We start from the raw sequence: 21,112 nt of genomic DNA, 5'->3' as shown, positions 1-21,112 counted from the left end.
GGTTTGACCCGACAACCCGGAAACGTGCGACGCTGAAGGCGCCCACGACCCACCGCACCCCGAGGAACAGCGAGCGATGAGCCCCGCCGATGGTGACCGTGACCCCCAGCGCATCCTGATCGTCGACGACGAGCCCGCGGTGCGTGAAGCCCTCCAGCGCAGCCTCGCGTTCGAGGGGTACGACACGGAGGTGGCGGTCGACGGCGCGGACGCCCTGGAGAAGGCCACGGCGTACCAGCCCGACCTCGTCGTCCTCGACATCCAGATGCCCCGCATGGACGGCCTGACCGCCGCCCGCCGGATGCGCGGCGCGGGCACCACCACGCCGATCCTCATGCTGACGGCACGGGACACCGTGGGCGACCGGGTCACCGGGCTCGACGCGGGCGCCGACGACTACCTGGTCAAGCCCTTCGAGCTGGACGAGCTGTTCGCCCGGGTCCGTGCCCTGCTGCGGCGCAGCTCCTACGCCGCCGCCGCGAGCGCCGGGGCCGTCCAGGAGGACGAGGCCCTGACCTTCGCCGACCTGCGCATGGACCTCGCCACCCGGGAGGTCACCCGGGCCGGGCGGCCCGTCGAACTGACCCGCACGGAGTTCACGCTCCTGGAGATGTTCATGGCCCACCCGCGTCAGGTCCTCACCCGTGAGCAGATCCTCAAGGCGGTCTGGGGCTTCGACTTCGAGCCCTCCTCCAACTCCCTCGACGTCTACGTCATGTACCTCCGCCGCAAGACCGAGGCCGGCGGCGAGCCGCGTCTCGTGCACACGGTCCGGGGCGTGGGGTACGTCCTGCGCCAGGGCGGCGCGGAGTGAGAAAGGTCCTGCGCCGCTTCCAGACCCTCCCCATTCGGGCCCGGCTCTCCCTGCTGGTCGCGGCGGCCGTCGCGTTCGCGGTGGCGGCGGTGTCGGTGACGTGCTGGTTCATCGTGCAGGGCAAGTTGTACGACCAGGTCGACGAAAACCTCCAGCAGGTCGTGCAGCGTCCGGGCCAGGAGATGGCCATCCAGCAGGCGATCAACAACTGCAGCGAGGACCCGCAGGACGACGACAACGGCTTCCTGCGCAACGACTCGTACGCCGAGGTGCTCCAGTCCGACGGCCAGATCTGTGTGCACAGCCAGTCCACGGGCAAGATCAACGTCACCGGGGCCGACAAGAACGTGGCCGCCGAGGGCGTCGCCAACCACATCTACTTCCGCAACGGCACCGCGACCGACGGGACCTCCGTGCGGGTGGCGACCGTCCCGCTGTTCGCCCAGGGGTCCAGCACCCCGGACGCGGCCCTGCTCATCGCGATGCCGCTGAAGAACACCCAGTCCACCCTCAACGAACTCGCCCTCATCCTGCTCCTCGTCTCCGGGATCGGCGTGCTCGGCGCGGGAGCCGCGGGCCTCGCGGTCGCCCGTGCGGGACTGCGCCCCGTCGACAAGCTCACCGAGGCCGTCGAGCACGTGGCCCGCACCGAGGACCTGAGCGTGCGCATCCCCGTCGAGGAGGACGCCGAGGACGAGGTGGCGCGGCTGTCGCGTTCCTTCAACTCGATGACGTCGTCCCTGGCCAACTCCCGTGAGCTCCAGCAGCAGCTGATCGCGGACGCCGGGCACGAGCTCCGTACACCGCTCACCTCCCTGCGCACCAACATCGAGCTGCTCACCCGCAGCGAGGAGACGGGCCGGCCGATCCCGGAGGCCGACCGCAAGGCGCTGCTCGCGTCGGTGAAGGCGCAGATGACCGAACTGGCGGCGCTGATCGGTGACCTGCAGGAGCTGTCGCGGTCGGAGGGCCAGCGCGGCGAGCGCGTGCAGGTCGTGTCGCTCCAGGACACCGTCGAGTCGGCGCTGCGCCGGGCCCGGCTGCGGGGGCCGGAGCTGACGATCGACGCGCAGGTCGAGCCGTGGTTCACCCGGGCCGAACCGGCCGCCCTGGAGCGTGCGGTGGTCAACATCCTCGACAACGCGGTGAAGTTCAGCCCCGAGGGCGGCACGATCGACGTCCGGCTCATGGACGGCGTGCTGACCGTGCGCGACCACGGCCCCGGCATCCCCGCCGAGGAACTCCCGCACGTCTTCGACCGCTTCTGGCGCTCCCCCAGCGCCCGCGCCCTGCCGGGTTCGGGTCTCGGCCTGTCCATCGTGGCCCGCACGGTCGAGGAGGCCGGCGGCCAGGTCGCCCTCGGCCACGCGGACGGCGGCGGCACGATCGCGACGGTCCGGCTGCCGGGCGCGCCCACGGCTCCGCCGGAGACCGCGGAGGCCTAGGCCGTGTCCGCCGGCCCGGCCCCGGGAGTCGGACCGGCCCCGGGAGTCGGACCGGCAACCTTTCCGTGTCGCGCGGCGACCCTCTTGCGTCCCGTACCCCCACCACGGAACGGAAGAGCCGCCGCCATGACCGAGACGATCAGCCGCCCCCACCTGCTCCGGCGCCGACGCGCCCTCCTGGTCACCGTGCCCCTCGCCGCCACCGCGGCCGGTGTCCTGCTGGTGCGCGCGCCCGTGGCGTCCGCCGCCACCACCCTCACCGTCGCCCAGGACGGCACCGGGCAGTACACGACCGTCCAGGCAGCCGTGAACGCCGTACCGGCGAACAACTCCTCGCGGGTCGTCATCTCGGTGAAGCCGGGGACGTACCGGGAGCTGGTGAAGGTTCCGTCGAACAAGCCGCACGTCACCATCCAGGGGTCCGGCAGCAGCCGTAAGGACACCGTCATCGTCTACGACAACGCGTCGGGGACGCAGAAGCCGGACGGGTCGGGGACGTACGGGACCGGCGGCAGCGCCACCGTGGCCGTCGAGGGCGACGACTTCCAGGCGCGCAACCTGACCGTCTCCAACGACTTCGACGAGGCCGCGCACACCGACATCGCCCAGCAGGCCGTCGCCCTGCGCACCAGCGCCGACAAGGTGTTCCTGGACGGGGTCATCGTCAGCGGCGACCAGGACACACTGCTGGTGGACACCGCGGCGAAGGAGAAGCTGGGCCGGGTCTACATGACCAACTCCTACGTCATCGGCAACGTCGACTTCATCTTCGGGCGCGCCACCGCGGTGATCGACAAGTCCGTCATCACGCTGAAGAAGCGCTACGACGGCACCTCCGCCGGTTACGTCACCGCCCCCAGCACGGCCGCCGACCGCAAGGGCTTCCTGATCGCCAACTCCACGGTCGGCGGTGACGTCTCGGCCGCGAGCTTCTGGCTGGGCCGCCCCTGGCACGCCGGTGGCGACACGACCCTCGACCCGCAGACCACCGTCCGCAACACCAGCCTGAGCGCGGCGGTCAAGTCGGCCCCGTGGACCGACATGAGCGGCTTCTCCTGGAAGGACGACCGGTTCGCCGAGTACAGGAACACCGGTGCCGGATCGGGTGCCGCGAGCGCCGACCGGCCCCAGCTGACCGACGCACAGGCCGCCGACCAGGAGATCGCGGACTGGCTGGGCGACTGGACGCCGACGGCTTCCTGACCCGGCGGCGGCGGGGCGGTGGGTGATCGTCTCTCAGCCTTAAGCCCAGACCCAGCGCCCTGCCAGCTCCGGCACAGCCGTTGGTCACACCGTGTTCAGATGGCGCGGAAGATTCTGCTGGCCGACGACGACGAGGCCGTGAGAGACGCACTGGGGCTGCTGCTGCGGTTCGAGGGGTACGAGACCGTGCTCGCCGGCGACGGACGCAGCGTGCTCAGGCTGGTCGAGAGCCAGGACGACCCGCCCGACCTGGTGCTGATGGACGTGACGATGCCGGAGCTGGACGGGCTCGCCGCGACCCGGCGGATCCGGGCGTCCGGCTGCACCGTACCGATCCTGATGATCACCGGCCGGGCGGCGGTCGGCGACCGGATCGTGGCCCTCGACAACGGCGCCGACGACTATCTCGCCAAGCCCTTCGACACCGACGAGCTGCTCGCCCGGGTGCGGGCGCTGCTGCGGCGCAGCCCGCGGGCCCCCGCGGTGCCGTCGCAGCCGGGGCCCGCGGAGCGGCTGGCGTACCAGGATCTGGCCCTCGACCTGCGGAGCCGGACCGTGACGCGGGCGGGCCGGCCGCTGGACCTCACCCGGACCGAGTTCTCGCTGCTGGAGTACCTGATGCGCAACCCGGCCAAGGTGCTCAGCCGTCCGCAGATCCTCAAGGAGGTGTGGGGGTTCGACTTCGAACCGTCCTCCAACACCCTCGACGTGTACGTCATGTACCTGCGCCGCAAGCTGGAGAGCCGCGGCGAACCGCGGCTCATCCAGACCGTGCGGGGCCTCGGCTACACGCTCAGGAGCCCGGCGGGGTTCGCGGCCGGGAGCGCCTCCTGGTCGTAGGGGCCGGCCAGCCGGGCGTAGATGCCCTCGCGGGCCAGGAGTTCCTGGTGCGTGCCCGACTCGACGAGGCGTCCGCCGTCGACGACGAGGATGCGGTCGGCGTCGGGGGCGAGGCTCAGATCGTGCGTGATCATGATCGTCGTACGGCCGGACATGAGCCGCCGCAGGGGCTGCACGACCCGGCGGGCGGCCATCGAGTCCAGGCCGGCCGTCGGTTCGTCGAGGATGAGGACGGGCGCGGCGCGCAGCATCGCGCGGGCGATGGCGATCCGCTTGAGCTGGCCGCCGGAGAGGGCGGCGGTGCCGGGGGCGATGAGGGTGTCGTAGCCGTGCGGGAGTGCGGCGACGAAGTCGTGGGCGGCGGCGGCTACCGCGGCGGCCTCGATCTCCTCGTCCCCGGCTCCGGGGCGTCCGCAGACGATGTTCTCCCGGACGGTGCCGTGCAGGATCAGCGTCTCCTGCGGGAGCAGGGCGATGTTCTCGCGCAGGAAGTGCAGCGGTACGTCGGTCAGCGGCACCCCGTCGAGGCAGAGCACGCCGGCCGAGGGGTCGTAGAAGCGCAGCAGCAGCTTGGCCAGGGTGGACTTGCCGGCGCCGCTCGGGCCGGTGACGACGACGAGCTCGCCGGGGGAGGCGGTGAGGCTGACGTCGGTGAGGGAGTCCCGCGCGGCGCCCGGGTAGCGGAATCCGGCGCCGTGCACGCTGACCCAGCCGCGGACCGGCCAGGCGCGCACCGGGTCGGCGGGGTCGGTGACGGCGGGTTCCGCGTCGAGGATCTCGTTGAGGCGGTGGGCGCCCGCGGTGGCGGCGGTGAGGGTGAGGCCGAGCTGGCCGAGGTTGCGGACCGGCGGGTAGAGGTAGCCGATGAACGCGGCGAAGGCGAGGAGCTGCCCGAGGGTCATCCGGTCGGCGGAGATCTCCCACACGCCGAGCCCGATGACGGCCAGGACGCAGAACGTCTCGACGACCTCGACGAACTGCTCGTACATCTCGCTGAGCCGGGCGCCGCGGACGCTGGCCCGCATCCAGGCGCGGGCCTCGCGGTCCAGGCGCTTCTCCTCGTCGCCGCGCCGGTTGTAGGCCTGGGTGAGGACGACGTTGCCGAGGGACTCCTCGACGACGGAGGTGATGGCGCCGTCGGCGACCCGCTCGTCGGTGGCCGCCTCCTTGATGCGGCCCGCGAAGCGGCGGGCGGCGAGGAGGAAGAGGGGGGCGAGGACGAAGGTGGCGAGCGCGAGGTCCCAGCGCAGCCACAGCGCGGCGGCGGAGTAGAAGACGGCCGAGAACGCGGCGGAGGCGGTGCCGACGACTCCGGAGACGACCATCTGCTCGATGGCCTCGACGTCACCGGTGAGCCGCTCGACCAGGTCGCCCTGGCGGTGCTGCTGGAAGAAGTGCGGGGGGAGGTCCTGGACGTGCCGGAACACCTTGGCGCGCAGCCGCAGGACGAATCTCTCGGCGGTCCAGGTGGCTAGGGAGTTGCCGAGGTAGCCGACGGACGCGCCGAGCGCGGCGACGGCGAGCCAGGCGCCGGCGGGGCCCCAGAACGCGGCGAGCGACCCGGCCTCCAGGGCGTTGTCGGTGAGTTCCGCGAACAGCAGGATCGAGGCGGTCTCCGCCAGCGCGGCCACGACCACACAGCCGACGATCGCCACCAGCCATCTGCGGTCGCCGCGGGTCAGCGGCCAGAAGCGGCTGAAGGCCTCCCGGACCTCTCTCATCGTCCCTCCCTCTCCCGGGCTCTTTTGTTCATGGACATGCCCGAGGCGGGGTCACCGTTCGCAACGGTGACCCCGCCTCGTGACGGGCGTCAGCAGTTCTTGTTGCCGACCGGGCGGCGCTGCGACGTGGCGGCGGCCTTCTTCGCGGGCTGCTGCCGGGCGGCCTGCTTCTGCGCCGGGGCGGGCTTGTTGTTCTTCTTGACGGGGGCGACCTTGTGGAAGCTCATGGGGAATTCCTTTCGGGTTATCAGGTATTGATTAGCTGCGGCTTATTTCAGCCCTTATGGGATACCGGGCGGCGCTGCTGCTTCTTGGCGGCCTGCTGCTTCGCGGGCTGGCGCTTGGCGGCCTGCTGCGGAGCCGGGGCGGCCTTGGTGTTCTTCTTCTTGACCGGGGTGATCTTGTGGAAGCTCATGGTGTTCCCTCCGAGTTGTCGTCGTCCGCGCCGTTCGCTTTCGACATGGAAAACATTACGGGAGCCCCGGAGTGCAAATTACCAATTCCACTGAGACCTCGATGAATTCAACCTGAAATGAATTTTCAGTCGCCGTCAGGAACCAAACCGCGCTTCACACAGGTTTTAATACGCGAAGAGGCGGCCACGTCTGGGTGACGTGACCGCCTCGGCCGGCGAGCGGGGTGGGACTAGCTGACGATCGTGATCCGGTTCGCCGCCGGAGGAGCGATCGGGGTGGTGGCCGTGGAGTTGGCCGTCAGGTACTGGGCGAGCGCCGCGAGGTCGTCGGTGCCGACGAGGTCGTTGGTGCCGAGGCCCAGGGTGGTGAAGCCGTCGCCGCCGCCCGCGAGGAAGCTGTTGGTGGCGACGCGGTAGGTGGCCGCCGGGTCGATGGCCGCGCCGTTCAGCCGGACGGAGTCGGCGACGATCCGGTCCGCGCCCGTCTTCGTCAGGTCCAGCGTGTACGTCAGGCCCGAGGACGGCTGGAGGATCTTCGGGGACGCCGCGTTGGAGCCGCTGACCTGCTCCTGGAGCACCGAGATCAGCTGGGCGCCGGTGAAGTCCTGGAGGTTGACGGTGTTGGAGAACGGCTGGACGGTGAAGCCCTCGGCGTAGGTGACGACGCCGTCGCCCTCGGTGCCCTTCTGCGCGTACGTCAGACCCGCGCGCACGCCGCCCGGGTTCATCAGCGCCAGGTCGGTCTCCGGGTCGAGCTCCTTGCCGTAGGCGAGCTGGGCGTCCGCGATGAGGTCACCCATCGGGGACTCGGTGCCCGTGCTCGGGATGTCGGCGGAGATGTAGCCGATCGCGCGGTTGCCGATCGGCGCCGCGAGGGTGTTCCACTTGCTGATCAGCGCGGTCATGTCCGCCGCCTTGGCGACGGTGCGGGTGACCACGTGGTTCGCCGACGCGACGGAGGTGCGGGCGATGTCGCCGGTCCGGCGGTCGTAGGTCAGCGTGGTGTCCGTGTACAGCCGGCCGAAGGACGCCGCCGAGGTGACCGTGCGCGGGTTGCCCGCCGGGTCGTCGATCGTGCAGGCGTAGGCGGCGTGGGTGTGACCGGTGACCAGGGCGTCGACCTGCGGGGTGACGTTCTTGGCGATGTCGACGATCGGGCCGGAGATGCCGTCGCCCGCGCCCGGCGCGTCGCAGTCGTAGTTGTAGGAGGACGAGGCCGGCGAGCCGCCCTCGTGGATGAGGGCCACGATCGACTTCACGCCCTGGCGCTGGAGTTCCTTGGCGTACTTGTTGATCGTCTCGACCTCGTCCTTGAACTGGAGGCCCTTGACGCCCTCGGCGGAGACGACACCGGGGGTGTTCTCCAGCGTCACACCGATGAAGCCGATCCTGACGTCCTTCTTCTTCCAGACGAAGTACGGCTTGAGGACCGGCTTGCCGGTCTTCTCGTCGAGGACGTTCGCCGCCAGGTACGGGAAGTCGGCGCCCTTGAACTTCTTGTCCGTGTAGCAGCCGTCCGTCGGGTGGCAGCCGCCCTTCTGGAGCCGGGCCAGTTCCCTGGCGCCCTCGTCGAACTCGTGGTTGCCGACGGACGTGACGTCCAGGTCGAGGTCGTTGAGCGCCTCGATGGTGGGCTCGTCGTGGAAGAGGCCCGAGATCAGCGGGGAGGCGCCGACCATGTCGCCGCCGGCCGCGGTGATCGAGTAGGCGTTGCCCTCGCGGGCCTCGCGCAGATGCGTGGCGAGGTACTCGACACCGCCCGCGTCGATGGTCTTCGTCGTGCCGTCCGCCTGGAGCTCGGTGACGCGGCCCGAAGAGCCGGACGGCGGCTCCAGGTTGCCGTGCAGGTCGTTGAACGACAGCAGCTGCACGTCCTGGTAGCGGCTCGGCCCGTGACCGTGACCGCCCCGCTCGGACTCGTGCGCGTCCGCGGGCAGGGCGGCGGCGAAGGCACCGGCGGTGGCGAGACCGGCGGCAGCGGCGAGCAGCCGGACACTCCGTCTGTACCGGCGGCCGGGCTGGGACATGGCTGACATTGGCGCCCCCCTATGGGCAGTCCGAGCAGGTGAGCAAGGTCGTCCGGGAGGTGGTCCCGGATCCTCCGAGCGGACGGGCCCCGTGGTGAGCACGTGGAGCCCGCCCGCGCGGCAGCCTAAAGTCAACGCGCGTAGCGCGACAGGGGGTTCTTGGTTACATCCTGGTTTCCCTTTGACTCCCGCTTGCCGGAACGGGGCACCGCCCGGGACGCCGGTACCCGTGCCGTCACTTTCCCCGCCCGCCCCCGTACCCTCGTACGCATGACCAGCGACGACACCGACCGGACCGCCGGCAGCACTCGCTCGATCCAGTCCCTCTCCGCGCTCTCCCCCGACCAGACCGAGGCCGTCCTCGCGCTCCTCACGGAGGCCGCCCGCGGCGACGGGCAGCAGGCGGTGTCGGAGCAGGGACGGCTGCAACTGCGCGGCGGGGAGCGCGCGGGCGTCTCCCATCTGCTGCTGAGCGCCGGTGCCGAACTCGTCGGCTACGCCCAGCTGGAGGACACCGATCCCGTCGAGGCACCGGCCGCCGAACTGGTCGTGCACCCCGCCCACCGGGGCCGGGGGCACGGCCGCGCCCTCGGTTCCGCCCTGCTCGGCGCCTCCGGCAAGCGGCTGCGGGTGTGGGCCCACGGCGGCCATGCCGCCGCCCGGCATCTCGCCCAGGTGCTGGGGCTGACCCTCTTCCGTGAGCTGCGCCAGATGCGGCGGCCGTTGACCGGCCTCGCACTGCCCGACCCCGTCCTGCCGGACGGGGTGAGTGTGCGGGCCTTCGTCCCCGGGCGGGACGACGCCGACTGGCTCGCCGTCAACTCCGCCGCGTTCGCGCACCATCCGGAGCAGGGCTCCCTGGTCCAGCGTGACCTCGACGACCGGATCGCCGAGCCCTGGTTCGACCCGGCCGGCTTCTTCCTCGCCTTCCGCGGGGACGAACTCGTCGGGTTCCACTGGACCAAGGTCCACCCGGACGAGGGGCTGGGCGAGGTGTACGTGCTCGGGGTGAAGCCGGGGTCGCAGGGCGGAGGGCTGGGCAAGTCCCTCACCACGATCGGGCTGCGGCACCTGGAAGGGCTGGGGCTGCCCGCGGCGATGCTGTACGTCGACGCCGACAACAAGGCGGCGGTGTCGGTGTACGAGCGGCTCGGCTTCTCCACGTACGAGACGGACCTGATGTACCGCACGGAGACGTGACGAAGCCTTTTCCTCGCCCCCGCCGCCCCTTCCCGTCCCGACCCTGAGGGCCGCGCCCCCGGACCCCCCTTTGTCCTCGCCCCCGGACCCCCCTTTGTCCTCTCTCTGTCCTCGGACGCCGGACGGGCTGAACGACCAGCCCCTCCGGCGTTCGAGGAGCGGGACGCGGTCAACGGCCGGTTCGCTCCGGGCCGCAGGCCGCCCAGACCGCCGCCGCGGCGACCAGCACCGCCGCCCACCGGTCGTGCGCCCCGTCCCACCGCGCGTCCTGCGGAGCGACGAGCAGCGCCCACCGCTCGGGCACCAGCAGCGGAGCGAGCACGGCCGCGGTGAGCACCGCTCCGGCCACCGCCTGCCCCGGCTCCGCCGCCCCGCCGAAGCGCACCGCGACCGCCGCCGCGGCGAGCGCGAAGGCGAGGCAGGCGGCGGCCTCCAGGGTGAGGTCCCCCACGGGCGGTCGCACCGGCGCGGGCACGAGCAGAAGCGCCCCCGTCCACCACACCGCGGCGAGCGGGACGACGAGCGCGAGCCGCAGCGCCTGCCGCAGGGGCCGCCGTGTGGGCACCGTCGCGGTGGTGTGCCGGGCGGGGTCGTCCAGGAGGAAGGCCAGCCCGAGCGCGAAGGCGAGCGCGGCGACCCGCAGCAGCTGGAGCGCGAGGAACGCGTCGGCGTCGCCGGACATCCGGGGCACGGAGGCGATCAGGAGCCCGATCGCCCCGGCGGCACCGATCACCCGCCAGGGCGACGACCGCAGCACGGGCAGGAGCAGCGGCGTCAGTCGCACGTGTCGGCCCCGAACTTGCCCTTGACCCCGGTCAGTTCCGCGACCCGTGCCGTCGTCACCTTCGGGGACACCAGCTCGGCCCAGTGGGCCTTCACCGTCGGCGCGACCTCGGCGGCGGGACGTTCGAGGAGTTCACGGACGACCTCGGTCTGACCGGCCGTCATGGACAGCGGTTCGGTCGGGGCGAGGACGATCGCGGAGCCCTTGACGCTGTCATCGAGGCGGACCCGCCTGAGGGCGTCGAGAGGGTCGGACTGCCAGGCGAGGGCGAGCCACATGACGGTGACCATGCGGCCGTCGCACAGCTCGGCCGCCTCCTTCTCGCCGCCCGCGACGAGGACGCCCGCGACGGCGGCGGAGAACTCGGGGACGCGGTTGCCGCCCCAGGACGTACCGACGCTCACCACGCCGGCCTGCTTCGACGGCAGGAGCCCCGCGTCGGATTCGAGTCCGTACGTGGCATCGATCCGCTGCCGTACGACGAGGGGCTGTGTCCGTGCGGTGCCGCCCGCGAGGGAGCGCACCTCGGCCACCACCGCGGCCCAGTCGGCGGTCCGGCCCCGCCACTCGGGGAAGGCGCAGTAGCGCGAGCCGTCCCGTGCGACGCAGGTCTGCACCTGCTCGGGGTGGAAGGTCGCCCGCTCCCGGGCCGCCGTGAGCTGTGGTGAGACGCCCGCGCCCTGGGCGACCACGGCGACGGCCGTCAGGGCCACCGCCCCGGCGAGACCCACCCGCGCGGACCAGGCCCGCGCGCCGCCGCCGGCCAGCACCGCGAGCAGCGCCACGCTCAGGGCCAGGGCGGCGAGGTAGAGCGCGTGCCAGGCGGCGGGTCGGCCGATCAGGCCGGAGGGGAGGACCTGGCTGCTGTTCTCGGTGACGACCGGGGTGAGCCAGCGGACCCAGCCCGCGTCCCCGGCGACGCTGGAGCCGAGGAGCAGCAGGAACATGAACAGGACGATCACCAGGGGCGCCGCGAACACCGACGGCAGCAGCCGGGCGGCCAGCACCCCGCCCGCCCCGAAGAGCAGCACGGTCAGCGGTCCGACGAGCAGCTCACCGGGTGAACCGTGGCCGAGCGCACCGGGCTTGAGTGCCTGCCAGCCGTACTGGGCGGCCACGCACACCGCGGTGAGCAGGGCGACGGGGACGACCGAGAGCAGATGGGCGAGGGTGCGGCGCAGCGGCGTCATGACGAGGACCGCGAAGTGCCGTTCGGTGTCCCGGCGCCGGGAGCGCAGCACCGCCTGGTTGACCGCGAGCAGCACGGCGAGCCCGATGAGCAGGGGGACGCTCTGGGTGGCGCGGTCGGCGTCCTGGAGGGCGGGGTTGCCGTCGGCGTAGTCGCGGCCCTTCCAGACGATCCAGGCGAGGTAGACGGCGAAGCCCAGGAGCAGCGGGAGGCTGCGGAAGAGCTGCCGGGTCTCGAACACGGCCAGGACCGGGACCGCTCTCCAGGAGTCCGGGGTCTCGGTCCGCGCGGCCGGGCGCGCGGTCTCGTGCAGGACGGCGCTCATGCCGCCACCTCCGCGCCCGCGCCGTCCAGGGTGAGCAAGTAGCCGTCCTCCAGGGTCGGTTCGGTCAGTTCGGCGCCGGCGGGCGGGTCGCCCACGTTGCGGAAGACGCCCGCTCCGGTGCGCCAGCCGGCCTTGGCGCCGGGGTCGCGTCCGTCGCTGTTCCAGACCCGTCCGGCGGCTGCGGCGGTCAGTTCGGCCGGGGTGCCCTCGAAGCGGATCCGGCCGCCCGCCATGACCACGACCCGGTGGCAGAGCATCGCCACGTCCTCGGTCTGGTGGGTGGACAGCAGGACCGTGCGGCCCTCGCCCGCGGTCGCGATCAGCTCCCGGAAGCGCATGCGCTGTTCGGGGTCGAGGCCGACGGTCGGTTCGTCCAGGACGAGGAACCCGGGGTCGCCCACGAGCGCGGCGGCCAGCGCGACCCGTTGCCGCATGCCGCCCGACAGTTTCCTGATGCGCCGGCCGCGCACGTCCGCGAGGTCGACCCCGGCCAGCACCCGCCGCACCTCGCGGTGGCGTTCGGCGCGGTCGGTGTGCTCCTTGAGGATCGCCACGTAGTCGACGAACTCGAAGGCCGTGAAGTCCGGGTGGAAGCCGGGCGTCTGGGGGAGGTAGCCGAGCGCGCGCCGGACCCCCTGTCTGCCCCGGGCGGTGCCGGGGTCGTGGCCGAGGACCTGGAAGGTGCCCCGGTCGGCGGGCACGGCCGTGGCCAGCACCCTGAGCAGGGTCGTCTTCCCGGCCCCGTTGGGCCCGAGCAGCCCGGTCACGCCCCGGGCGAGCCGCAGCGACACGTCGTCGAGGGCGCGGGTGCCGCCGTAGGAGAGGCCGAGCCCCTCGGCGGTGACGGTGGCGGGGTCGGTGGGTGCGGAGGTCATACGGCACTCCTGTGGGAGAGGTCGAAGCGGTCGCGGGCGGCGAACAGCAGGAGCGCCGCGAGGACGGCGACTCCCGCGGCGGCGCCCTGTCCGGCCGCGGTGAAGGGGGCGAGGGTCGCGCCGTCGCCGCTCGCGCGGGCGGTGGCCAGCAGCGCCACCCAGGCCCCGGCCACCAGGGAGGGGGCGAGGACGGGGCCGAGGCGCGACGCGAGGGCGAGGCCGGTGGTGGTGAGGGCGAGCGCGGGCAGCAGCCAGGCCAGCGCGCGCAGCCCGTAGGCCGGCAGGGCCAGCGTGGCCAGGCCGTTGAGGCCGAGGGCCGTGGTGAGGACGGCGACGGTGCGGATCATGAGCAGCTTGAATCCGTGGACGGGGCTGACGACGGCCATCTCGTAGGTCGGGTCCAGCGCGGGCCCGTACGACAGGGCGACCCCGGCGAGCGGGAGGAGCGGGGCGAGGGCGAGGAAGAAGGTGGGCGAGTCGGCGGTGTGCACGACGCCGACCGTCGTGACCAGCACGAGGACGACGGCCGTGAGCCAGGAACCGCGCAGCACCGGTGTCGCGGTGAGGAGCCGCGCGACATGGTCGGCGACGCCGAGCCGCACGAGCAGCGCCTCGGTGAGCCCGCGCCGCGGTACGTCGAGTTCGGCGTCCAGGCGTTCCCAGCCCGCGTCGAGCGCGACCGGGTCGCTCACGGCGGCGAGCCGGGCGCGGCAGTCCGCGCAGGCCAGCAGGTGGGTGTCGGCCGACCACAAGCGTGGTGGCGCCAACTCGCCCTGGGCGTAGGCCCGTAGGTCCTCGGCATCCACATGCCACGTCATGCCAGCGCCTCCCTCAGTTGCTTGCGGGCCCGCAGGGCCCGTGTCTTGACCGTCCCGGGCGGGATCCCGAGCAGGACGGCCGCCTCGCGGGTGGTCAGTCCGTCGATGACCGTCGCCTGGAGCACCGCGCGCAGTTCGGGTGAGAGCCGGACCAGGGCGCCGGCTAGGTCGCCGTGCTCGACGCCGGCGAGCACGCGTTCCTCCGCGGAGGCCTCGTCGCGGTGGCGCAGCCTGGCCAGTGCCTGCCGCAGCCGTCCGCGGGCGCCGTCGCCGCGCAGGGCGTCGATCAGCCGCCGGGAGCCGATGCGCCACAGCCAGCCGGCCACGTCGCCGTCCTCGCGGTAGCGGGCCTTGCCCCGCCAGATCGCGAGGAACGTCTCCTGCACGACGTCGTCGACGACGCCGGTGTCGGCGCAGCGTCCGCGCAGCCGGGCGGTCAGCCAGGGCGCGTACCGCCGGTACAGCTCCTCGAAGGCGCGCCGGTCCCCGTCCGCCGCATGGCGCAGCAGCTCTCCGTCGCTTCTCGTCTCGCTCACATCCCCTCATCGCACGAGCAGGGCCGGCCGGTTCACGGAACCACGGTTGACTTTTCCGCCCCTCCTGCACCACCCTTTCACTACTCAATTAGTGAAAGGGTGGTGGAAGGGGTGGTCGAGTACCGCATCGACCGGCGCTCCGGCGTCGCCACCTACGTCCAGATCGTCCAGCAGACCAAGCAGGCCCTGCGTCTGGGCCTGCTCGAACCCGGCGACAAGCTGCCCACCGCCCGCGAGGTCGTGGAGGCCACCGCCATCAACCCGAACACCGTCCTGAAGGCCTACCGCGAGCTGGAGCGCGAGGGACTGGTGGAGGCCCGGCGGGGGCTCGGCACCTTCGTGCGCCGCACCCTGGGCACCCACCCGCCCGCCGAGAGCCCGCTGCGCGCCGAACTCGACGCGTGGGCCACCGGCGCCCGGTCCGCGGGGCTCGGACGCGAGGACGTCGAGGCGCTCTTCACCGCCGTGCTCGACGCGCGCTTCCCGCTCGCCGACGAACACCTCTCCAAGGGGGACCAGTGAGTTCCACCAGCACCACCCCGACCGCCGCACTGGCCGCCGCAGGGCTCGGCCTGCGCTACGGCCGGCGCGGCGCCGCGCTCGACGACTGCTCCTTCCGGCTCCCGGCCGGCCGGATCAGCGCGCTGGTCGGCCCCAACGGCGCCGGCAAGTCCACGCTGCTGGCGATCGCGGCGGGGCTGCTGCGGCCCACCGCCGGCACGCTGACCGTGCTCGGCACGGCGCCCGGCGAGGCCCGGGACCGGATCGCCTACCTCGCGCAGAACAAGCCGCTGTACCCGCAGCTGACCGTCGCCGAGACCCTGCGGATGGGCGCCGAGCTCAACCCGGGCCACTGGGACGGCGCCCACGCGCGGCAGATCGTCGACCAGGGCTCCCTGGACCCCAAGGCGCGCGTCCGCAGCCTCTCCGGCGGCCAGCGCACCCGCGTGGCGCTCGCCCTCGCGCTCGGCAAGCGGCCCGACCTGATGCTGCTGGACGAGCCGATGGCCGACCTCGACCCGCTGGCCCGGCACGAGCTGATGGGCACACTGATGGCGGACGCCGCCGAACGCGGCACGACCGTGCTGATGTCCTCGCACATCGTCGCCGAACTCGCCGACGCCTGCGACCACCTGCTCCTGCTCGGCGACGGCCGCATCCGGCTCGGCGGCGGCATCGACGACCTGCTCGGTGCGCACAGCCTGGTCACCGGCCGGGGCACCGCCGACGACCTCACCGGCGCCGGGCACACCGTCGTCGAGTCCCGCGCCACGGGCCGCGGCCTGACCGCGCTGATCCGCCGCGAGGGCCCCGTCGCCGGCACCTGGGCGACCGAGCAGCCCTCCCTGGAGGAACTCCTCCTCGCCCACCTCCGCTCCCCCGGCGCCCCCGCCCTGATCACACCGGGCACGACCGCACACCCCGAGACGGTGACCGCATGACCGCCACCCTGGAAGCCCCCCACCCGGTCCGGGCCCACCGGGTCCGCTCCGCGATACGGCTGCACCGCCCGGCCCTGTGGATCTGGCTCGCCCATCTCACCGTCACCGCGGGCCTGCTGCTGTGGCTGATCGGCCCCGGCGCCGACTCCACCCAGCGGATGCTCGACCGCTACGGCTACGCCGGCGTCTCCGAGGCCGCGTGGACCGGCGGCGTGAACGGCACCTACGGACTGGGCTCGTACAACGACCTCTTCACCTACCCGGACACCCTGCTCACCCTGAGCGGCTTCGCCGTCGCCCTGTTCGCCGGCGGCCCGCTCATCGCCCGCGAGCTGGAGACCGGCACCGCCCGGCTCGCCTGGACCCAGTCCGCCTCGCCCGCGCGCTGGCTCGCCCTCCAACTGGCCGTGCCCGCCGCACTCCTGGTCACCGGCACCACCCTGCTGACCCTGCTGTACCGGTACCTGTGGTCCGCGCACGGCGAACTCCTGCTGGCCGGCATCGGCCCGCGCGCCGTGTACTTCTCGATCGGCCCGGCCACCGTCGCGGCGCCGCTGCTCGGACTCGCGCTCGGCGCGCTCATCGGCCTCCTGGTGCGCCGCACCCTGCCCGCGCTCGTGCTCAGCGGCGGCGCCTACTTCCTCGTGTACGCCTTCCGCGGCAACCACTGGCCCTTCCAGGGCTCCTACCAGCAGCCCGACCTGGTCTCCCGCTCCACGGCGATCACCTCCACCGGCGCAGAGGTCCGCGACCCCGGCTGCTACTTCGACCAGGGCTGCCTGGCCCGGCACGACATCGTCCGCTTCACCCGCGCCTACCTGCCGTCCCCGGACTACTGGCCCCGCCAGCTGCTGGAGACCGGCGTCCTGCTGGCGCTCACCGCCGTCGTCGTCGCCGTGGCCTTCCGGGTCCTGCGCGGAAGGGCCACCACCGTATGACCGTCATCGCGCCCCCGGCCGCCGCACCGGCGGCGGACCGCAGGGCCGGCACCGGCCTCGTCCGGACCGTCCTGCGCCTGCACCGCACCGCCCTGATCGTCTGGACCGTGTACGTCCTCGGCACGGTCGGCGCCCTGATCTGGCTGACCGCGGTCACCGCCCCGGCGACCCGGGCCACCCTCGACGGCCAGCTGTACGACACCGGCTACTCCGAGACGCTGAGCTGGCTCGCCAACCTCTTCTGCTACAGCTTCTGGGCCGTGGCCGCGTGGGCGGGCGGCTCGCTCATCGGCCGCGAGCTGGAGTCCGGCACCGCCCGCCTGGCCTGGACCCAGGGGGTGACCCCCACCCGCTGGCTGGCCGCCAAGCTCACCGTGCCCGCGGCCGTGATCGTCGTCGGCGGCGCCCTGTTCGTGCCCGTCTACCGCTGGGTCTGGTCCGCCGACCGGGACCTGCACGGCGACGACTGGACCTGGAGCGAGGTGTTCGTCGGCCACGGCCCGACCGTCGTGGCGTACGGACTGTGCGCGCTCGCCGTGGGCGCCCTCGTCGGTCTCCTGATCCGCCGCGCGCTGCCCGCGCTCGGGGTGTCGGTCGCCGTGATGATGGTGGTCAACGTGGTCCTCGCGACGTTCCGCACCAGCCTGTGGCCCTCCCTCACCCGCACCTCCGAGACGATGTTCTTCCCCTCCGAGAAGGTGTGGCAGGTCGACTCCGGCGTCCTCGTCGACGGCCGGCGCGCGAGCGGCGTCGACTACCGGACGTGCGGCGGCACCGCCGCCGAGCAGCGCGGCTGCCTCGACGACCTCGGCGTCACCGGCTTCTGGTCCGACTACCACCCGCCGTCCCACTTCTGGCCCATCCAGCTCGTGGAGACCGGCATCCTCCTCGCCGTCGCCGCCCTCGCGGTGGCCGTGTCCTTCCGGCTGCTGCGCCGCCGCACCCGCTGACCCCCGCCGCGCGCCCCGGAGCCGTACGCCCCTCCCACGGGGGGAGGGACGTACGGCTCAGACGTGCGGACGCCCGGGATCCGCCCCCAGATATCCCGTACGCCATGTCGCCGTAACCATTGGTTCAGACGGACTTGCGACGCTCGGCGAATGAAGCCCGCCGTGCCAGAGCCTTCGCCTCCACCCGAGGGGTCCGCGGGGAACGGAGAGATCCGGGTCGCCGCCGTGCTCCCGCTCGCTCTTTCCGACGCGCCTGCAACGCCCGTGACGCGGAAGAATGGGTCCATGAGCCAGTCCAACGCCCAGGCAGCAGAAGTCGTCCAGCACGCGCAGCCCTCCGTGGGCTCCATAGCCGCGCACCGCCCGCACACCGTGGCGGCCGCGGTGTCGGATCTGGAACCGGACATCGACGCCGATCTCGACGCGTACGAGGAGTCCCAGGAGGACGGGGCCCTGCTGCCCCAGGGCCGCTTCCTGGACCGGGAACGGAGCTGGCTCGCGTTCAACGAGCGGGTCCTCGAACTCGCCGAGGACCCGAACACCCCGCTCCTCGAACGGGCGAACTTCCTGGCCATCTTCGCCAGCAACCTCGACGAGTTCTTCATGGTCCGGGTGGCGGGCCTCAAGCGCCGTATCGCCACCGGCGTCGCCACCCGCTCCGCCTCCGGCCTCCAGCCGCGCGAGGTGCTGGAGATGATCTGGGCCCGCTCCCGCGAGCTGATGGCCCGGCACGCCGCCTGCTACCACGAGGACGTCGCCCCCACCCTCGCGGAGGAGGGCATCCACCTCGTCCGCTGGAGCGAGCTGACGGAGAAGGAACAGGCCCGGCTCTTCACGCTCTTCCGGCACCAGATCTTCCCGGTCCTGACCCCCCTCGCGGTCGACCCGGCGCACCCCTTCCCGTACATCTCGGGCCTCTCCCTGAACCTGGCCGTCGTCGTCCGCAACCCGGTCACCGGCCACCGGCACTTCGCCCGGGTCAAGGTGCCGCCGCTGCTGTCCCGCTTCCTGGAGAGCTCCCCCGGCCGGTACGTGCCCATCGAGGACGTCATCGCCGCGCACCTGGAGGAGCTGTTCCCGGGCATGGAGGTGCTGGAGCACCACGCCTTCCGCCTCACCCGCAACGAGGACCTGGAGGTCGAGGAGGACGACGCCGAGAACCTCCTCAAGGCCCTGGAGAAGGAGCTCATGCGGCGCCGCTTCGGCCCGCCGGTCCGCCTGGAGGTCGAGGAGTCCATCGACCGCGAGGTCCTCGACCTGCTGGTGCGCGAGCTGAAGATCTCCGAGGCGGAGGTGTACCCGCTGCCCGGCCCCCTCGACCTGACCGGACTCTTCCGGATCGCCTCCCTGGACCGGCCCGAGCTCAAGTACAAGAAGTTCATCGCCGGTGTCCACCGTGACCTCGCCGAGGTCGAGTCGGCCTCCGCGCCGGACATCTTCGCGGCCCTGCGCTCCCGGGACGTCCTGCTGCACCACCCCTACGACAGCTTCTCCACGTCCGTGCAGGCCTTCCTCCAGCAGGCCGCCGACGACCCGGACGTCCTCGCCATCAAGCAGACCCTGTACCGGACCTCGGGCGACTCCCCCATAGTCGACGCGCTCATCGACGCCGCCGAGGCGGGCAAGCAGGTCCTCGTCCTGGTCGAGATCAAGGCCCGCTTCGACGAGCACGCCAACATCAAGTGGGCGCGCAAGCTGGAGGAGGCCGGCTGCCACGTCGTCTACGGCCTCGTCGGCCTCAAGACGCACTGCAAGCTGTCCCTGGTGGTCCGCCAGGAGGGCGAGACGCTCCGCCGTTACAGCCATGTCGGCACCGGCAACTACCACCCGAAGACGGCCCGGCTGTACGAGGACCTGGGCCTGCTCACGGCCGACCCGCAGGTCGGCGCGGACCTCTCGGACCTCTTCAACCGGCTGTCCGGCTACTCGCGCCGCGAGACCTACCGGCGGCTGCTGGTGGCCCCCAAGTCCCTGCGCGACGGTCTGATCTCGCGGGTCAACAAGGAGGTCCAGCACCACCGCGCGGGCCGGCCGGCGTTCATCCGCATCAAGGTCAACTCGATGGTGGACGAGGCCCTCATCGACTCGCTGTACCGCGCGTCCCAGGCGGGCGTGCCGGTCGACGTCTGGGTGCGCGGGATCTGCGCGATCCGGCCGGGCGTCGAGGGCCTGTCGGAGAACATCAAGGTCCGCTCCATCCTCGGCCGCTTCCTGGAGCACTCCCGGGTCTTCGCCTTCGGCAACGGCGGCGAGCCCGAGGTGTGGATCGGCAGCGCCGACATGATGCACCGCAACCTCGACCGCCGTATCGAAGCACTGGTCCGGGTCACGGACCCCGCCCACCGCGCAGCCCTCAACCGTCTGCTGGAGACCGGCATGTCCGACTCCACCTCGTCCTGGCACCTGGGTCCGGACGGCGACTGGACCCGGCACGCGACCGACGCGGACGGCGGGCCCCTGCGCAACATCCAGGAGATGCTCATAGACGCCCGGAGGCGCCGGCGTGGCACAGCAACACCTTGACCCGACGGACCCATCGGCCGCGCCGGCCACCGGGGACGCGCTCGCGGGCTATCTGCGGGCCCAGGCGACGGAGTTCCTCCGCGCCCTGCGGCTGCACCGCGAGACCGGCGGCGCGGCGGCGGGCGGTTCGGCGGACCCCGTCGACGCGGCCCGGGCGCTGCGCCGCTCGGCCCGCCGGATCAGCGGCAGCCTGCACACGTTCCGTCCACTGCTGGAGGCCGACTGGTCGGAGCGGATCCGCCCCGAACTGGCCTGGCTGTCCGGCACGCTGGCACTCGAACACGCCTGCGAGGCACGGCTGGAGCGGCTGCTGACCGCGCTGCAACGGCTGTCGGGGGCGATCGTGCCGGCCCAGTCCGACACCGGCGGCCCGCCCGCCCCCGCGCCCGCCCCCGACCGCGGCAACCTCACGGTCGGGGCGGCGAAGGCGGGCGCCCTGCTCGACCGGCAGCTCACCCTCGCCCGCACCCGCGCCCACAGCACCGCCCTGCAAGCCCTCGGCTCCTCCCGCTTCCACGCGGTCGCCGACCACATCGCGGTGCTGGCCAGCGAGGTCCCGCTGGTCGCCACCGCGCCCACCGCCGACCTGCGCCCCCTGGCCCGGGCCGCCGAGGAGCGGCTGACCGACGCGGTCGCCGCGCTCCCCCTGCTCACCGCGGGCCACCCCTACAACGCCGAGGCCCTCGTCCACGGCCTCTCCCCCGACCCGTCCCCGCACGCCCAGGACGCCCCCTGGCACCAGGTGCGGCTGCTGCTGCGGCTGCACCGGTACGCCACCGAGATCCTGCTCGGCGCCGGCGGTGACGTCCTGCTGCTCGCGGCGAGCGAGGCGCTGGACCGGCACCGGGACGCCTCGGAGGCGGCGTCGGCGGCGGCCCAGGCGGCGCGCACCCCGCGCATCGCCCCGGCCACGGCGTACGCCCTCGGGGTGCTGCACGCCGATCAGCGTCACGAGGTCGAGGCGGCGAGGTTCGCCTTCCAGCAGGCGTGGCAGAAGGAACCGGTCAGCACGTCGTAATCGAGCGATCGAGCCCTCGGCGATCGAGACCAGGAGGCGGTGACTCCCC

Annotated in this window: 19 protein-coding genes and 1 pseudogene; 11 read left to right on the top strand and 9 right to left on the bottom strand. The window is 72.8% G+C overall.

Features of this window, described 5'->3' with window-relative positions; genetic code table 11:
* The first annotated feature begins 76 nt into the window (after positions 1 to 76).
* The 4 genes and pseudogenes from ACIPSE_RS36270 (at position 77) to ACIPSE_RS36255 (ending at position 4,302) form a co-directional block, all read left to right on the top strand.
* Positions 77 to 814 (top strand): response regulator transcription factor, encoded by a 738-nt coding sequence (locus tag ACIPSE_RS36270; RefSeq protein ID WP_401671407.1) that lies wholly within the window; start codon positions 77 to 79, stop codon positions 812 to 814.
* Positions 811 to 2,259, top strand: a complete 1,449-nt coding sequence (locus tag ACIPSE_RS36265) for a sensor histidine kinase (RefSeq protein ID WP_401671405.1) — start codon at positions 811 to 813, stop codon at positions 2,257 to 2,259. Before ACIPSE_RS36270 ends, ACIPSE_RS36265 begins: the two co-directional genes overlap by 4 nt.
* A gap of 237 nt (positions 2,260 to 2,496) precedes the next feature.
* Positions 2,497 to 3,462: pseudogene (locus ACIPSE_RS36260) on the top strand (pectinesterase family protein); the annotation flags it as partial.
* Between the two features lie 99 nt (positions 3,463 to 3,561).
* Entirely contained in the window at positions 3,562 to 4,302 is a 741-nt protein-coding gene (locus ACIPSE_RS36255; protein ID WP_401671402.1) for a response regulator transcription factor, read from the top strand.
* Here the strand turns inward: ACIPSE_RS36255 and ACIPSE_RS36250 are convergent.
* The 4 genes from ACIPSE_RS36250 to ACIPSE_RS36235 all read right to left on the bottom strand — a co-directional run bounded on the left by ACIPSE_RS36250 (position 4,248) and on the right by ACIPSE_RS36235 (position 8,474).
* Positions 4,248 to 6,023, bottom strand: coding sequence for an ABC transporter ATP-binding protein (locus ACIPSE_RS36250; RefSeq protein WP_401671400.1), 1,776 nt, complete (start codon positions 6,021 to 6,023; stop codon positions 4,248 to 4,250). The two genes, ACIPSE_RS36255 and ACIPSE_RS36250, sit on opposite strands and share 55 nt — an antisense overlap.
* 89 nt (positions 6,024 to 6,112) lie before the next feature.
* Entirely contained in the window at positions 6,113 to 6,250 is a 138-nt protein-coding gene (locus tag ACIPSE_RS36245; RefSeq protein ID WP_401671398.1) for a hypothetical protein, read from the bottom strand.
* A 47-nt stretch (positions 6,251 to 6,297) separates the two neighbouring features.
* The gene (locus ACIPSE_RS36240; protein WP_401671396.1) at positions 6,298 to 6,438 is read right to left on the bottom strand and encodes a hypothetical protein; all 141 of its coding nucleotides are present in this window, start codon (positions 6,436 to 6,438) and stop codon (positions 6,298 to 6,300) included.
* Positions 6,439 to 6,668: 230 nt separating this feature from the next.
* Positions 6,669 to 8,474, bottom strand: coding sequence for a bifunctional metallophosphatase/5'-nucleotidase (locus ACIPSE_RS36235; RefSeq protein ID WP_401671394.1), 1,806 nt, complete (start codon positions 8,472 to 8,474; stop codon positions 6,669 to 6,671).
* A gap of 261 nt (positions 8,475 to 8,735) precedes the next feature.
* On the opposite strand from ACIPSE_RS36235, the gene mshD reads away from it, so the two are divergent.
* On the top strand, positions 8,736 to 9,665 hold the full coding sequence (gene mshD, locus ACIPSE_RS36230; RefSeq protein WP_401671392.1) for a mycothiol synthase: 930 nt from the start codon (positions 8,736 to 8,738) through the stop codon (positions 9,663 to 9,665).
* Between the two features lie 169 nt (positions 9,666 to 9,834).
* On the opposite strand, the gene ACIPSE_RS36225 is transcribed toward mshD, so the two are convergent.
* The 5 genes from ACIPSE_RS36225 to ACIPSE_RS36205 are packed head-to-tail and all read right to left on the bottom strand — an operon-like array spanning position 9,835 to position 14,192.
* Entirely contained in the window at positions 9,835 to 10,449 is a 615-nt protein-coding gene (locus tag ACIPSE_RS36225; RefSeq protein WP_401671389.1) for an ABC transporter, read from the bottom strand.
* Positions 10,440 to 11,963, bottom strand: a complete 1,524-nt coding sequence (locus tag ACIPSE_RS36220; protein WP_401671387.1) for an ABC transporter permease — start codon at positions 11,961 to 11,963, stop codon at positions 10,440 to 10,442. The genes ACIPSE_RS36225 and ACIPSE_RS36220 overlap by 10 nt, the downstream gene beginning before the upstream one ends.
* A complete protein-coding gene (locus tag ACIPSE_RS36215; RefSeq protein ID WP_401671384.1) occupies positions 11,960 to 12,838 on the bottom strand; it encodes an ABC transporter ATP-binding protein in 879 nt (292 codons plus the stop codon). Before ACIPSE_RS36215 ends, ACIPSE_RS36220 begins: the two co-directional genes overlap by 4 nt.
* Positions 12,835 to 13,656 (bottom strand): zf-HC2 domain-containing protein, encoded by an 822-nt coding sequence (locus ACIPSE_RS36210; RefSeq protein WP_401671382.1) that lies wholly within the window; start codon positions 13,654 to 13,656, stop codon positions 12,835 to 12,837. The genes ACIPSE_RS36215 and ACIPSE_RS36210 overlap by 4 nt, the downstream gene beginning before the upstream one ends.
* Positions 13,653 to 14,192, bottom strand: a complete 540-nt coding sequence (locus ACIPSE_RS36205) for an RNA polymerase sigma factor (protein WP_401671380.1) — start codon at positions 14,190 to 14,192, stop codon at positions 13,653 to 13,655. The genes ACIPSE_RS36210 and ACIPSE_RS36205 overlap by 4 nt, the downstream gene beginning before the upstream one ends.
* Before the next feature lie 111 nt (positions 14,193 to 14,303).
* Here ACIPSE_RS36205 and ACIPSE_RS36200 point away from each other — a divergent pair, with 111 nt between their 5' ends.
* The 6 genes from ACIPSE_RS36200 to ACIPSE_RS36175 all read left to right on the top strand — a co-directional run bounded on the left by ACIPSE_RS36200 (position 14,304) and on the right by ACIPSE_RS36175 (position 21,063).
* Positions 14,304 to 14,714: a GntR family transcriptional regulator gene (locus ACIPSE_RS36200; protein WP_401671965.1), complete on the top strand. Its 411-nt coding sequence runs from the start codon at positions 14,304 to 14,306 to the stop codon at positions 14,712 to 14,714.
* The gene (locus ACIPSE_RS36195) at positions 14,711 to 15,634 is read left to right on the top strand and encodes an ABC transporter ATP-binding protein (protein WP_401671378.1); all 924 of its coding nucleotides are present in this window, start codon (positions 14,711 to 14,713) and stop codon (positions 15,632 to 15,634) included. The genes ACIPSE_RS36200 and ACIPSE_RS36195 overlap by 4 nt, the downstream gene beginning before the upstream one ends.
* Positions 15,631 to 16,572, top strand: a complete 942-nt coding sequence (locus ACIPSE_RS36190) for a hypothetical protein (protein ID WP_401671375.1) — start codon at positions 15,631 to 15,633, stop codon at positions 16,570 to 16,572. Before ACIPSE_RS36195 ends, ACIPSE_RS36190 begins: the two co-directional genes overlap by 4 nt.
* The gene (locus tag ACIPSE_RS36185; protein ID WP_401671373.1) at positions 16,569 to 17,522 is read left to right on the top strand and encodes a hypothetical protein; all 954 of its coding nucleotides are present in this window, start codon (positions 16,569 to 16,571) and stop codon (positions 17,520 to 17,522) included. Before ACIPSE_RS36190 ends, ACIPSE_RS36185 begins: the two co-directional genes overlap by 4 nt.
* A gap of 150 nt (positions 17,523 to 17,672) precedes the next feature.
* Positions 17,673 to 20,045 (top strand): RNA degradosome polyphosphate kinase, encoded by a 2,373-nt coding sequence (locus tag ACIPSE_RS36180; protein WP_401671371.1) that lies wholly within the window; start codon positions 17,673 to 17,675, stop codon positions 20,043 to 20,045.
* Positions 20,026 to 21,063 (top strand): CHAD domain-containing protein, encoded by a 1,038-nt coding sequence (locus ACIPSE_RS36175; RefSeq protein ID WP_401671368.1) that lies wholly within the window; start codon positions 20,026 to 20,028, stop codon positions 21,061 to 21,063. The genes ACIPSE_RS36180 and ACIPSE_RS36175 overlap by 20 nt, the downstream gene beginning before the upstream one ends.
* The last annotated feature ends 49 nt before the right edge of the window (positions 21,064 to 21,112 follow it).

The sequence above is a fragment of the Streptomyces sp. NPDC090106 genome (genome assembly GCF_044747265.1).
Classification (GTDB): Bacteria; Actinomycetota; Actinomycetes; order Streptomycetales; family Streptomycetaceae; genus Streptomyces.
The sequence above is the reverse complement of the archived record's forward strand: the minus strand, read 5'-3'. Positions and strand labels throughout refer to the sequence as shown.

Coding starts and splice junctions, on each gene's coding strand:
- ACIPSE_RS36240 (WP_401671396.1), bottom strand. CDS start 6,438: ATGAGCTTCCACAAGATCACCCCGGTCAAGAAGAAGAACACCAAGGCC.
- ACIPSE_RS36235 (WP_401671394.1), bottom strand. CDS start 8,474: ATGTCAGCCATGTCCCAGCCCGGCCGCCGGTACAGACGGAGTGTCCGG.
- ACIPSE_RS36210 (WP_401671382.1), bottom strand. CDS start 13,656: ATGACGTGGCATGTGGATGCCGAGGACCTACGGGCCTACGCCCAGGGC.
- ACIPSE_RS36190 (WP_401671375.1), top strand. CDS start 15,631: ATGACCGCCACCCTGGAAGCCCCCCACCCGGTCCGGGCCCACCGGGTC.
- ACIPSE_RS36255 (WP_401671402.1), top strand. CDS start 3,562: ATGGCGCGGAAGATTCTGCTGGCCGACGACGACGAGGCCGTGAGAGAC.
- ACIPSE_RS36180 (WP_401671371.1), top strand. CDS start 17,673: ATGAAGCCCGCCGTGCCAGAGCCTTCGCCTCCACCCGAGGGGTCCGCG.
- ACIPSE_RS36220 (WP_401671387.1), bottom strand. CDS start 11,963: ATGAGCGCCGTCCTGCACGAGACCGCGCGCCCGGCCGCGCGGACCGAG.
- mshD (WP_401671392.1), top strand. CDS start 8,736: ATGACCAGCGACGACACCGACCGGACCGCCGGCAGCACTCGCTCGATC.
- ACIPSE_RS36250 (WP_401671400.1), bottom strand. CDS start 6,023: ATGAGAGAGGTCCGGGAGGCCTTCAGCCGCTTCTGGCCGCTGACCCGC.
- ACIPSE_RS36185 (WP_401671373.1), top strand. CDS start 16,569: ATGACCGTCATCGCGCCCCCGGCCGCCGCACCGGCGGCGGACCGCAGG.
- ACIPSE_RS36270 (WP_401671407.1), top strand. CDS start 77: ATGAGCCCCGCCGATGGTGACCGTGACCCCCAGCGCATCCTGATCGTC.
- ACIPSE_RS36215 (WP_401671384.1), bottom strand. CDS start 12,838: ATGACCTCCGCACCCACCGACCCCGCCACCGTCACCGCCGAGGGGCTC.
- ACIPSE_RS36245 (WP_401671398.1), bottom strand. CDS start 6,250: ATGAGCTTCCACAAGGTCGCCCCCGTCAAGAAGAACAACAAGCCCGCC.